Below are 12,417 nucleotides of genomic sequence, written 5' to 3'. Positions count from 1 at the left end.
CCGTATCGTCGGGGTCGAGCCTGCCCGGTGGAGTGCGTTCGCGCACGCAAGGGTGCGTTATCCGCGCGTCATGTCCCCCGGCGGGTTAGTCTCGACCGCAGACCTGGCGCACCGGCCGAGGGGGTGGACGAATGGCAATGGCAGTCGATGCCGCAGCCTCCCGTGCCCGCAAGGAACTCGGCTCCCGAGCAGCAGCGGAGGACCACGTCCGCAGCAGGGCATTCCGGCTGGGAATCCCCAGGCTGATCGGGGTCGAGCTCGAATGGCTCACCGCGCGGGCCGACGGCACCGAATCGCGTCCCGAACTCACGAGGCTCGTCGAGGCCCTCGGGCCCCACGCGCCGCGCACGGTAGCGCCGTCGTCGTCGGCCCGTCCCCTGCCGTCGGGCAGCGCGGTCAGCGTCGAGCCGGGTGGTCAGATCGAGCTGTCGAGCGTGCCGTGCACTTCGGCACGGCAGGTGTGCGATCGGCTCACGGCCGACCTCCGCATGCTCCGCGCGTTGCTGGCCCGCCGGTCGGTGACCATGCTCGACCGCGCCGCCGACGAGGTGCGGCCTCCCCACCGTCTGCTGCGCACCCCGCGCTACGGAGCGATGGAACTCCGCTACGACCGGATCGGCCCGATGGGCCGGTTGATGATGAACAGCACTGCGTCCATACAGGTTTCCGTCGACGCGGGACGCGACGAGGCAGAGGTGGTGCAGCGCTGGGAGTTGCTCCACGCCATCGGCCCGGCGATGATCGCGGCCTTCGCGTGCTCGCCCCGGCTGCGAGGTGCTCCGGAGGGCGACTGGGCGTCGCAGCGGATGCGCACGTGGCTCGAACTCGATCCCGCACTCGGTCACGTCGACCATCCCGCCGACTACCCCGCATGGGTGCTCGACGCACCGCTGACCTGCGTGCGTTCGGAAATGCCCGAATGGTACGCACCGCCCGGCGCCACCTTCGCGGCGTGGCTCGCGGGCGAGCTCGACGCCGACATCCACCGTCGACCCACCATCGACGACCTCGACTACCACATGACGACGCTGTTCCCGCCTGTTCGTCCGTGCGGGCATCTCGAGGTGCGTTATCTCGACGCCCAGCCGGCCGAGTCGTGGCAGGTGCCCGTCGCGGCTCTCGAGGCGTTGCTGTCGGCGCCCGAGGTCTCCGCGGAGGCGTGCGCGATCGCCGCGCCGGTGCGCGACCAGTGGTCCGAGGCGGCCCGCGTCGGTCTCGCCTCGCTCGAATTGCGTGCTGCGGCGGCGGGTTTGCTCTCGCTCGCGGCGGAGTCCTCCCGCGACATGCGGTTCACCGCGGCGCTCGACGCGGCCGCGGCACGGTGCCTGCGCGGTCTGGCGCCGGGGGAGGAGGTGCGGTGACACCTGCTCGTGTTGCGCTCAGGCGGCACCTCGAGCGGGCGCGTGCCCGCACCGAGGTACTCGCCTCCGTGCCGGAACAGGATCTCACCGCACAACATTCGCCGTTGATGAGTCCGCTGGTGTGGGATCTCGCGCACATCGCCAACCAGGAGGAGCGCTGGCTCGTGCGGGTCGCGGGCAGGCGCCCTGCGGTTCGCGGCGACATCGACGATCTCTACGACGCGTTCCGGCATCCCCGCGCGACCCGCACAGGGCTGCCGCTGCTCGACCCCGACGCCGCCCGCCGTTACGCGCGTGCCGTCCGCGAGCTCACCTGGGATGTGCTCGAAGACAGTGCATTCGACGACGATCTGACCCGCGAGGGTTTCGTCTTCGCGATGGTCGCGCAGCACGAACAGCAGCACGGCGAGACGATGCTCGCGACGCACCAGTTACGGCAGGGTCCACCCTTGCTCCACGCGCCGGAAGCGCCGCGCACCGGAACCGTCCGCGACACCGAACGTGTCCGGATCCCCGCCGGCGCATTCGAGATGGGCACGTCCACCGATCCGTGGGCCCTCGACAACGAGCGCCCGGCACACGTCGTCGAGGTGCCGGAGTTCGAACTCGACGCGGTGCCCGTCACCAACCGCCGTTACCTCGGGTTCGTCGAGGACGGCGGGTACGAGCGGCCCGAACTGTGGAGCGAGGCAGGTTGGCAGCACCGCCTCGACGCCCGTCTCGAGGCCCCGCAGTTCTGGAGTCGCGACGAAACCGAATGGAGCCGAACGGCCTTCGGCCGCACGATGCCGCTGCACCCGGACGAGCCGGTCGTGCACGTGTGCTTCCACGAGGCGGAGGCGTTCGCCCGCTGGGCCGGTGGACGTCTTCCGACCGAGGCCGAATGGGAGAAGGCGGCACGCTGGGATCCGGCCACCGGGCTCAGCCGCCGATTCCCGTGGGGCGACGAGGATCCCGGTCCCGACCACGCGAATCTAGGTCAGCGTCATCTCGGTCCCGCCGTCGTCGGCGCGTATCCGCAGGGAGCGTCACCGCTCGGGGTGCACCAGCTGATCGGCGACGTCTGGGAGTGGACGTCCACACCGTTCACCGGTTATCCGGGCTTCCGCGCGTTCCCGTACCGCGAGTACTCGGAGGTCTTCTTCGGCGACGGACACCGGGTTCTGCGCGGAGGCTCGTTCGGAACCGACGAGGTCGCGTGCCGCGGAACCTTCCGCAACTGGGATCTGCCGATCCGCCGTCAGATCTTCTCCGGGCTCCGCGTCGCGTACGGGACGGGCGATGTGTAGACATCTGGCGTACATCGGGCCGGAGACGAACGTCGCGGCACTGCTGTCCACCGGAACCAACTCGCTGCTCCGCCAGTCGTGGGCGCCCACCGACATGCGTGGGGGAGGCACGATCAACGCCGACGGATTCGGTGTCGGATGGTGGAGTGCCGAGGGCACCTTCGGGCGCTACCGGTCGGCGTTGCCGATCTGGTCCGATCCCTTCGTCGGTGAAGGCCTGACGTCGATACGGTCGCGCACCGTCGTCGCCGCGACCCGCTCGGCCACCGAGGGGATGCCCGTCGAACGGTCGGCGGCCGCGCCCTTCTCCGACGACCGGTGGGCGTTCAGTCTCAACGGTGTCGTCCGGGGCTGGCCGGGATCGCTCGTCACCCTCGCCGGCGCGCTTCCCGTCGCCGAACTGCTGCAGCTCGAATCACCGACCGATGCTGCCACGCTGTGGCTCCTGCTCCAGTCGCGTCTGCGCTCGGCCGATCCCGAGCCGGCGCTGATCTCACTCGTCCACGACGTGCTGGAACTCGCACCGGAATCACGGTTGAACATGTTGCTGTGCAACGAATCCGGGATCTGGGCCACCGCCTGGTACCACTCGCTGTGGACGTTCGTCGACGAGCAGGTCGCGATCGTGGCGTCCGAACCGTTCGACGACGACAGCCGCTGGAAACCCGTACCCGACCGGCATCTCGTCGCCGCGATGCCGGGCAAACTCATCGTCTCACCACTGGAGGTCGGTTCACCGTGATCGTCGACGTGCATCTGCGCCCCGAGGACCTCGACGCCAAACTGCGCGAGGACGCACGGCGCGGACTCACGTCCGATCCCAAGTACCTGTCGCCGACCTGGCTGTACGACGCGCGGGGCAGCGAACTGTTCGACGAGATCACGCGACTGCCCGAGTACTATCCGACACGCACCGAATTCGCACTGCTGCGACAGCACGCCGCCGACTTCGCCGATGCCGCCCGCCCCGAGATGCTCGTCGAACTCGGCTCCGGGTCGTCCGAGAAGACGCACGTGCTGCTCGACGCCCTCGAACCGTATCTCCACACCTACGTGCCGCAGGACGTCTCCGAACCGGCGTTGCGGTCGGCCGTCACCCGGCTGGCGGCGGAGTATCCGAACCTGACGGTGCACGGGGTTGTCGGCGACTTCACCGATTCGCTCACGCATCTGCCGGCCGGCGGGAAACGCGCGATCGCGTTCCTCGGCGGCACGATCGGCAATCTCGTCCCGAGCGAACGCGCACAGTTCCTCGCCGGGACGGCCGCGATCCTCCGTCCCGGCGAGTGGCTGCTCCTCGGCGCCGGTCTCGTCATCGACCGCGACACCCTGATCGCCGCCTACGACGACGCGGCCGGCGTGACGGCGGAGTTCAACCGGAACGTCCTGCGGGTGCTCAACGACCGGCTCGGCGCCGACTTCGATCCCGCCCGGTTCGTGCACCGCGCTGTCTGGGACCCGAAGAACGAGTGGATCGAGATGCGCCTGGAGGCGACCGAGGCGATGGACGTGACGATCCCGGGCCTCGACCTGCAGATCTCCTTCGCCGAGGGTGAGCAGATCCGGACCGAGATCTCCGCGAAGTTCCGCCTCGTCGGAATCTCGCAGGAACTCGCCGACGCGGGATTCGTGGTCCGGCACGAATGGGTGGATCCGGACGGACGGTTCGTCCTGCTCGCCGCCTCCCGGGAGTAGTCCTCGGAAGGCGGCCGACGAGCCGATTCGACTTCCGCCGCGCCGACACGGGACGCTGGAGGACATGGCGTCCTCCCGTCCCGTCCTGACGACCCCGGTCCTGTTGCTCATGGCCGTGGCGACGGGTCTGTGCGTGGGTGGCAATTACTTCAACCAGCCGCTGCTCGACTCGATCGCCGAAGCACTGGACACCTCCCGATCGGCCGCCGCCTCCACCGTGACGGTCGCGCAGGTCGCCTATGCTCTCGGCCTGCTGTTCCTCGTGCCGCTCGGCGACATGTTCCCGCAGCGGCGGCTGGCGGTGATGCTCATGCTGGCCGCGGCGGCGGGGCAGGGGCTGAGCGGATTCGCGCCGAACATCGGGGTGCTCGTGGTGGGCACCGCTGTCGCCGGTCTGTTCTCGGTGGCCGCGCAGGTGCTGGTGCCGTTCGCGGCGACCCTCGCGACGCCGGAATCGAGGGGTCGCGCGGTCGGCACCGTGATGAGCGGGCTGCTCGTCGGGATCCTCGTGGCCCGGAGCGTCGCGGGCATCCTCGCCGAACTCGGCGACAGTTGGACGACGGTCTACCGGGTGAGCGCGGTCGCGATGGTGATCGTGGCGCTCGCGTTGTGGCGGGTGCTGCCGGCGACGCCACCGGTGGTCCGTCAGGGTTACGGCAGCACGCTGCGATCACTCGGGACGTTGATCGTCACGCATCCTCGCCTGCGCACCCGGACCCTGCTCGGCGGGCTGGGTTTTGCGTCGGTGGGCGCGCTGTTCTCGACGATGGCGTTCCTGCTGTCCGACCCGCCCTTCGGCCTCGACGACCTGCAGATCGGGCTCGTCGGGCTGGCCGGGGTGGCCGGTGCGTTCGCCGCGACCGCGGCGGGCCGGCTCGTCGACCGCGGTTACGGACTGCCGACGACGGCGGTGGGCATGTTCACGCTGATCGCGTCGTGGGCGGCGCTCGCGGCGGGTGCGAGTTCACTGGTGTGGTTCGTCGTCGGGATGCTCGTCGTCGACCTCGCGCTCAACCTCGTGCACATCACCAACCAGAACATCGTGTACGCCCTCGACCCCGACGCCCGCTCGCGCGTCAATTCCGTCTACATGACGGGCTACTTCATCGGTGCGGCGTCCGGTTCGGCGCTCGGCACGATGGCGTGGAGCGCCGGCGGGTGGACCGCGGTGTGTGTGCTCGGTGTCGGACTGGCGGCGCTCGCGGGTGTCGTGTGGGCGCTCGATCTTCGGCTCACCGCCCGGATGCGTGCGCGTTCGGCTAGAGTGAGCGGCGGACCGGCAGCAGCCTGAGATCGCGAGCCCGGCCGATGGCTTCCACCCGCGTGTGCACGCCGAGCTTGCGGTAGATGCTGCGCAACTGGGTCTTGATCGTGTTGTGCGAGACGAACAACTTCTTCGCGATGTCGGCGTGCGTCGATCCCAGCGCCAGCAACTCCAGCACGTCTGTCTCCCGCCGGGACAGTTCGACATGGGTGACCGGTTCGGTGAAGACGGACCTGATCGCCTCGTCCGGGACGGTGAGACCGCCGGGCTCCGCGAGACGCCCGGCGACACCCTCGGCCAGAGTGGTGAAGGCGCGGCGGTTGCCGAGGGCCTCGGCGAGCGTGCAGGCCCGCTGCCAGCTGCGGACCGCGGCGTCCTTCTTGTCGAGATCGAGGTGGGCGCTCGCCTCGATGAGCAATGCCTCGACATGTGCGCGCGGGAAGCCGCACTCCGTCCACGGAACACGCTTGAGCTGCTTGAGCGCGATCTCCGGATAACCGGTGAACAGTTCGACACGCGCGTTCGTCACCACGAGCATCGGATGGGTCTGCGGCGACTCCTCGGCGAGAGCGCGCGCGAGGTTGCCGTTGCCGAGCGCCAGCTGCAGGTCGATCTCGGCGGCCCCGAGCAGGATGCGCGAGAACGCGCTGCGGTCGAACAGATCGTGGTGTGAAGCGATGAGCCGGTGCAGTTCGGTGAGTCCGTCGTAGGCGTTGCCCGCCGCCAGGTTGTAGTAGGCCCGGCCGTAGGCGACGAATCCCCAGAGTTCCTCCGAAACCCGCGGGACACCGAGCTCGTCGAGATATCCGACGGCACGGTCGAGCTCGAGCGAGTCGAGGTGGACGAGCGCGGACGCCACGCGACCACCCACCTTGACCATCTCGCCCCAGCGACCCTCGGTGGGCTCGGCGTTGCTCTCGGTGCGCAGCCATTCCCGGGCGCGCGGATTGTCGCCCGTCACCGCCCAGTTCAGCGCCGAGCTGCCCGCGGCGTTCTGGATGACGAAGGCGATGTTCACGGCGTACGCACCGCGGTGGGCGCGGCGGAAGACGGTGGTGGACTCGGTCAGATATCCGGCGAGCTGGAGCGTGATCGCCCACTGCACGCGCAGCAGCGGCAGTTGCGGACCGAGATCGTCGGGCCGGTGTTCGAGGATCGAATCGACGAGCGGACGCAACAGCAGCGTCAACCGCGCGGCCTCACCGAATTCGCCCGAGACCCGCAGGGTCAGGGTCTGCACCGTCGCGACGTAGAGGGCCTGCGCGGCGCCGGGTGTCTTCCCGAGCTCGGTGAGTTCGTCGGGATCCGCGGGCAGGGAGGCGTGCAGGATCGAATGTTCGTCGAGCATCTGTGTGAACAGCGCGCGACCTGCCTGGACCGACGGATGGTCGCCGAGCTCCTGGTCGGGGATCTGCCGAAGCACCTTGACGAGAACGTCGAAAGAACTGTCGACCATGCGCGCCCAGGATTCCTCGACGATCGCCACGGCGGTCTCCCAGTCGCCGGCCTCGACGGCATAGATCGACGCCTCGGCGGGCCTGCCGGCGTCGCGATGGGCCCGGGCGAGTTCGACGAGCAGGGCGTCGACACGTCCGGGTTGCTCTCGGCGGGAGATGTCGAGCACGCACGAGCGCACGGCGTCGGGCCACCGCCACGTCCGGGGATCGTCGAAGGGCGAATCCATCAGGAGGCCGGCCGCGGCGAGCGTCGCGAGTGCGGCCTCGGGGTCCGCCGCGCCCGTCAGTTCGGCCGCCCGCTCGGCGGTGACGCTGTGGGCAGCGGCGACCGAGAGCGCGAACTCGCGGTGCGCGTCGTCGAGTTCGTCGAGTCGGCTGTCCACATACGTCCGCACGAGGCGGACCAAGGCCGGGGTCGGCAGTCCACGGGAGTCGATCAGGCGCTGGGGCCGGCTCCGGGCGACGGCCGTGGCCGCCGAGACCAGGGTGGGCACACCACCGAGCACGCGACACACGACCTCGCACTCGCTGTCGGAGCGCTCCGGTCCGGCGTCGCGCAACAGCGTCGTCGTCTCCTCGATGGTGAACGCGAGATCGGCCGCCGGGACGTACGTGGAGTCGATCCCGCGGAGGACGACCTCGGTCATGTCGGTGCTGTTTCCCGGCAGGCAGACGATCGCATCGAGCAGGGGGCACCGGTCGAGCAGCCGAAGGGTTGCTTCGAGCACCTCGGCCGAGTTCTGCGGCGACACACAGGCGAGCACGAGCAGGCAGGGCGACCCCAGATCGCGGAAGGTACGGACCACGCGCTCGAACGGGGAATCGTCGGGACCGTCGCCGGCGACCTCGACGGCCGGGTGATCGGCGAGGACCGCGAGCACATGCTCGGGCAGGTCGCCGTCGCCGGACGCCGTGAGTTCGGGAACCCAGACGATCGTGTGGTCGGGTGCGCCGCCCCGATGGAGCCATCCCGCGACGAGCGTCCGCTTGCCGAAACCCGGGGAAGCGTCGATCACCGTCAGCGTGGAGCACCGGTCGAGACACGCGAACAATCGGGGTCGCGCCAGAGCCGAGGACAAGGAACGCCACGCGGGTGCACCGACGCGAGGGGAGTCGGAAACGCTCACGCGCACTCCTTCGGAACGCTTCAGCCCGGATCTGCACAGGAGGGATGGCCCGAGCAGTGCCCCCGACAGGCTCTTGGTCGATCACAGACTACCTGGTCCGATGTCGTGAGGTGCGGTAACGACAACGGTCGTGACGTGCGGTAACGACGGCAGCCCCGGCACCGGACCGTCGAGCGGACTCGACGGAGCGGGACAAGGCTGCGGTGGTGTGAGCCGGCGACTAGCTGCCGGATGCGCTCAGACGTGCCTTCTCGAGGGCGGCGAGGGTGCGCAGGATCGTCGCCTTCTGCTTCTCCAGATCGCTGCGGCGGGCGCGGGCGGCGAGGCCGTTCTGCTCGGCGACGAGCGCGAGCTGCGCGTCGATCGCGGAGAGCTGATCGAGCAGCGCGAGGGCCCGGGTCTGGATCTCCTCGACGTCCACGGCGCCCGCCCGGACCGGAGCCGCGGACTTCGCCGGCTTGGCCGAAGCGGACGAGCTGCGGGTCGCGGAGGCCGGACGCGTCGACGTCTGCGCGGAGGAACCGGTGTGGCCCTCCGTGATCGCGGCGGCGCGGGGACGCAAGGCCTTGCGCACGAGCGCCGGGTCGGGCTGCTCGGCGAGACGGATGTCGTTGAGGGCGCGGCGGGCCTCGCGGGCGGCGAGGCGGTGCTCGTATTCCTCCTCGTCGTCGGACTGCAGGGTGCCGCCGATGGGGCGCAGGCCGTACATGCCCATGAACTTGCGGGCCTCGTCGATGACGGCTTCGTGCTTACGGCATGTGGCACAGCGAGGTTCGTTGCGGAAGACCTCGACAGAGTCGGTGTCGCCGCACCAGACGCACGCACCCGGCGACCATCGTCGGACCGTTCGGATTGTCGCGTTTTCCGTAGGGGCTTCGAGAGTTTGCGCGTCGGTCACGAGGTGCCACTTTAGGTGAAAGCCGAGTTACGCAGGGGAGGGGGGTCTCGCACGACCTGCGACGATTTCACGCGGCGTGACGAAGATCATCCCCGTCCCGGCGCGTCCTTCAAACCATTGCGCCACACAGCATTTCCATACCACCCGGTCTGCCGGATCACGTTGTGGTAGCAGCGGTGAGCCAGCGCACCAGCGGCCGGAACTCACGCCACGCCGAGCGCACCTCCTCGAGGGTGCGCGGACTGTTGATCCACGGCGGGGAGATCTCGGTGCGACCGGCCCACAGCGACCGGTGACGCATGAGTTCGATGCGGGGATGATCGACGTCCACGCCGCGCGGCCGGGACTTCAACCGGTCGCCGCCGATCTCGTATCCCGCGCGTTCGAGCTTGCGCACGATCCTCCCGAGCTCGGGGCCGCGGCGGTCGTGATCGACCCCGGTCCGGTAACCGGCGATCTGATCGGACGAGCCGTGGAACAGGCCGGCGGCGACCCGCAATCCGGCGGCGTTGATCTCGACGTAGTAGCCGACGCTCTGCGCGACGGAGGCGAATCCGCCCTGGTGGGTCTTGTACGGCAGCTTGTCCTTGCTGAACCGCACGTCGCGGTACGGGCGGAAGGCCTTGCCCTCCCCGAACTCCTCCTCGAGTTCCGCAAGTAGGGCAAGCATCGGGCCGCGCACGCAGTCGTCGTAGACGGCCTTGTGCGCGGCCCAGAATGCTTTGCTGTTGTCGGCCTCGAGATCGTCGTAGAAGTCGAGGGCCGCGACGGGAAATCCGGTGAACACCCGGACAAGTCTGCCCCGTCGTCGAGCGGAAGGTCAGGCGACCCCGTTGAACAGCGAGGTGACCGAGCCGTTCTCGAAGACCTCGCGGATCGTCTGCGCGAGCAGCGGAGCGATCGACAGCACGGTGAGGCAGTCGAACTGCTTCTCCGGCGGGATCGGCAGCGTGTTGGTGACGATGACCTCCTTGGCGCCGCACGAAGCGAGGCGCTCGGCGGCCGGGTCGGAGAGCACACCGTGGGTGGCGGCGATGATGACGTCGCCCGCGCCGGCCTCCTTGAGGATCTTCACGGCGCCGGCGATGGTGCCACCGGTGTCGATCATGTCGTCGATCAGGATGCAGGTGCGGCCGTCGACCTCACCGACCACGCGGTTCGACTTGACCTGGTTGGGCACCAGCGGGTCGCGGGTCTTGTGGATGAACGCCAGCGGCGCGCCACCGAGGGTGTCGGCCCACTTCTCGGCCACCCGCACGCGACCGGAGTCGGGGGAGACCACGGCGATGTTCTCGACGCCGTACTTGCCGCGGATGTACTCGGCGAGCTGGCCCTGTGCGTGCATGTGGTCGACCGGACCGTCGAAGAAGCCCTGGATCTGATCGGTGTGCAGGTCGACCGTGATGATGCGGTCGGCGCCGGCGGTCTTGAGCAGATCGGCGATCAGGCGGGCGGAGATGGGCTCGCGGCCGCGGTGCTTCTTGTCCTGACGGGCGTAGGGGTAGAACGGCAGGATCGCGGTGATGCGCTTGGCCGAACCACGCTTGAGCGCGTCGATCATGATGAGCTGCTCCATGACCCACTGGTTCAGCGGGAACGGATGGCTCTGCAGCACGAAGGCATCCGAACCGCGCACCGACTCCTCGAAACGCACGAACGTCTCACCGTTCGCGAAGTCCCGTGCCGTTTGCGGGGTGAGGGGGACGCCCAGTTCCTTCGCGACCTGCTCTGCCAGCTCGGGATGGGCCCGGCCGGAGAAGAGCATCAAGTTCTTCTGGTTGTCGATCCAATTGGTCACTGGTTCTGGCCGTCCTTCTGGCGATCGTGGTCGTGCGGCTGCTGTGCTCTCGATGCTGCCTCGGCAGCGGGGGTACCGGCGCGATTTCGCTGGACCCACCCGTCAATATTGCGCTGTGGCGTACCCGACACCGCCAGCGCCCCCGGAGGAACGTCGCGACGGAGTACTGTTCCGGCGCCCGTGTAGGCGCCGTCGCCCACCGTGAGGGGAGCGACGAACATAGTGTCCGACCCGGTCCGGACGTGCGATCCGACGACCGTGCGGTACTTCTTCACCCCGTCGTAGTTGACGAACACGCTCGATGCCCCGATGTTGGAGTGCTCGCCGATCTCCGCGTCGCCGACATAAGTGAGGTGGGGGACCTTCGAATGCGCTCCGATCTGCGCGTTCTTCGTCTCGACGAAGGCGCCGAGCTTGCCGCACGCGCCGAGTTCGGTGCCGGGGCGAAGGTAGGTGAACGGGCCGACGGTGGCCTCCGCGCCGATCACGGCGTCGGAGCCGTGGGTGCGCATCACGGTGGCGCCGGCGCCGACCTGCACGTCGGTCAGCGTCGTGTCGGGGCCGACCTCCGCGTCGTCGGCGATCACCGTGCGGCCGCGCAACTGCACACCCGGGTGGATGGTGACGTCGGCGCCGAGCACGACGTCGACGTCGATCCACGTCGAAGCCGGGTCGATCACCGTGACACCCTCGCGCATCCAGTGCTCGAGCAGGCGCCGGTTGAGTTCGGTGGTCAGTGCGGCGAGCTGGACGCGGTCGTTGACGCCGGAGACCTGCACCGCGTCGTCGGTGTGGAGTCCGCGGACGGTGTGGCCCTCGTTGCGGGCGATCTTCACGACGTCGGTCAGGTACAGCTCGCCCTGCGAGTTGTCGGCGCTCAGCTTGCCGAGCGCGGAGCGCAGCGCGGCCGCGTCGAAGGCGTACACGCCCGTGTTGATCTCCTGGATCGCGCGCTGCGTCGGCGAGGCGTCCTTCTCCTCGACGATCCCGGCGACGTCGCCGTCGGTGGTGCGCACGATGCGTCCGTAACCGGTCGGCTCGGACACCGTCGTGGTGAGGACGGTGACGGCGGCAGGTTCGGTGTCGAGGTGCGCGTCGAGCAGTTCCTGCAGGGTGTCGGAGCGGAGCAGCGGGACGTCGCCGGCGGTGACGACGACCGTGCCGTCGAAGTCGTCGGGGAGGGCGCCGAGGCCGCACTCCACGGCGTGGCCGGTGCCGAGCTGTTCCTCCTGGACGGTCACCCGGATCTCGCGGTCGAGATCCGCGGCCACGGCGCTCACCTCGGCGGAGACCTCCTCGCGGCGGTGCCCGACGACGGTGACGAGATGGGCAGGTCCGAGTGCGGCGGCGGCGTACAGGGAGTGAGCGAGCATCGTGCGTCCACCGAGGGTGTGCAACACCTTCGGTGTCTTCGACCGCATCCTTGTTCCTGCTCCGGCTGCCAGCACGACGATCGCGGTCTGCACCTGCATGTAGCTCCCTCGACACGTTTCTGTACGCCGGTCCGTGCGTACACCGGGGAAGCACT

10 protein-coding genes are annotated in these 12,417 nt (G+C 69.2%); 5 read left to right on the top strand and 5 right to left on the bottom strand.

Features of this window, described 5'->3' with window-relative positions:
* Positions 1-131: 131 nt before the first annotated feature.
* The 5 genes from egtA to ACQR3U_RS14085 all read left to right on the top strand — a co-directional run bounded on the left by egtA (position 132) and on the right by ACQR3U_RS14085 (position 5,636).
* Positions 132-1,361 (top strand): ergothioneine biosynthesis glutamate--cysteine ligase EgtA, encoded by a 1,230-nt coding sequence (gene egtA, locus ACQR3U_RS14105; protein WP_024103226.1) that lies wholly within the window; start codon positions 132-134, stop codon positions 1,359-1,361.
* A complete protein-coding gene (egtB, locus tag ACQR3U_RS14100) occupies positions 1,358-2,650 on the top strand; it encodes an ergothioneine biosynthesis protein EgtB (RefSeq protein ID WP_230810738.1) in 1,293 nt (430 codons plus the stop codon). Before egtA ends, egtB begins: the two co-directional genes overlap by 4 nt.
* A complete protein-coding gene (gene egtC / locus ACQR3U_RS14095) occupies positions 2,643-3,392 on the top strand; it encodes an ergothioneine biosynthesis protein EgtC (RefSeq protein WP_006553841.1) in 750 nt (249 codons plus the stop codon). Before egtB ends, egtC begins: the two co-directional genes overlap by 8 nt.
* Positions 3,389-4,345, top strand: coding sequence for an L-histidine N(alpha)-methyltransferase (gene egtD / locus ACQR3U_RS14090; RefSeq protein ID WP_230810739.1), 957 nt, complete (start codon positions 3,389-3,391; stop codon positions 4,343-4,345). Before egtC ends, egtD begins: the two co-directional genes overlap by 4 nt.
* Positions 4,346-4,409: 64 nt before the next feature.
* Positions 4,410-5,636 (top strand): MFS transporter, encoded by a 1,227-nt coding sequence (locus ACQR3U_RS14085; protein WP_230810740.1) that lies wholly within the window; start codon positions 4,410-4,412, stop codon positions 5,634-5,636.
* On the opposite strand, the gene ACQR3U_RS14080 is transcribed toward ACQR3U_RS14085, so the two are convergent.
* From ACQR3U_RS14080 to glmU, 5 genes are all read right to left on the bottom strand, one after another.
* A complete protein-coding gene (locus ACQR3U_RS14080) occupies positions 5,605-8,193 on the bottom strand; it encodes a LuxR C-terminal-related transcriptional regulator (RefSeq protein ID WP_230810741.1) in 2,589 nt (862 codons plus the stop codon). The two genes, ACQR3U_RS14085 and ACQR3U_RS14080, sit on opposite strands and share 32 nt — an antisense overlap.
* A 220-nt stretch (positions 8,194-8,413) precedes the next feature.
* The gene (locus tag ACQR3U_RS14075; protein ID WP_230810742.1) at positions 8,414-9,091 is read right to left on the bottom strand and encodes a hypothetical protein; all 678 of its coding nucleotides are present in this window, start codon (positions 9,089-9,091) and stop codon (positions 8,414-8,416) included.
* Between the two features lie 157 nt (positions 9,092-9,248).
* Positions 9,249-9,878, bottom strand: a complete 630-nt coding sequence (locus ACQR3U_RS14070) for a DUF2461 domain-containing protein (protein ID WP_230810743.1) — start codon at positions 9,876-9,878, stop codon at positions 9,249-9,251.
* 33 nt (positions 9,879-9,911) lie between these two features.
* Entirely contained in the window at positions 9,912-10,889 is a 978-nt protein-coding gene (locus ACQR3U_RS14065) for a ribose-phosphate diphosphokinase (RefSeq protein WP_006553847.1), read from the bottom strand.
* On the bottom strand, positions 10,886-12,361 hold the full coding sequence (gene glmU / locus ACQR3U_RS14060) for a bifunctional UDP-N-acetylglucosamine diphosphorylase/glucosamine-1-phosphate N-acetyltransferase GlmU (RefSeq protein WP_006553848.1): 1,476 nt from the start codon (positions 12,359-12,361) through the stop codon (positions 10,886-10,888). Before glmU ends, ACQR3U_RS14065 begins: the two co-directional genes overlap by 4 nt.
* Positions 12,362-12,417: the final 56 nt, after the last annotated feature.

The sequence above is a fragment of the Rhodococcus sp. IEGM1339 genome, from assembly GCF_050321925.1.
Taxonomy (GTDB): domain Bacteria; phylum Actinomycetota; class Actinomycetes; order Mycobacteriales; family Mycobacteriaceae; genus Rhodococcus; species Rhodococcus pyridinivorans.
Note: the sequence above shows the minus strand (reverse complement) of the source record. Positions and strands in the feature narration are given on the sequence as shown.

Excerpts from the sequence above, each read along its gene's own strand:
- egtA (WP_024103226.1), top strand. The coding sequence starts at position 132 with ATGGCAATGGCAGTCGATGCCGCAGCCTCCCGTGCCCGCAAGGAACTC.
- egtC (WP_006553841.1), top strand. The coding sequence starts at position 2,643 with ATGTGTAGACATCTGGCGTACATCGGGCCGGAGACGAACGTCGCGGCA.
- ACQR3U_RS14085 (WP_230810740.1), top strand. The coding sequence starts at position 4,410 with ATGGCGTCCTCCCGTCCCGTCCTGACGACCCCGGTCCTGTTGCTCATG.
- glmU (WP_006553848.1), bottom strand. The coding sequence starts at position 12,361 with ATGCAGGTGCAGACCGCGATCGTCGTGCTGGCAGCCGGAGCAGGAACA.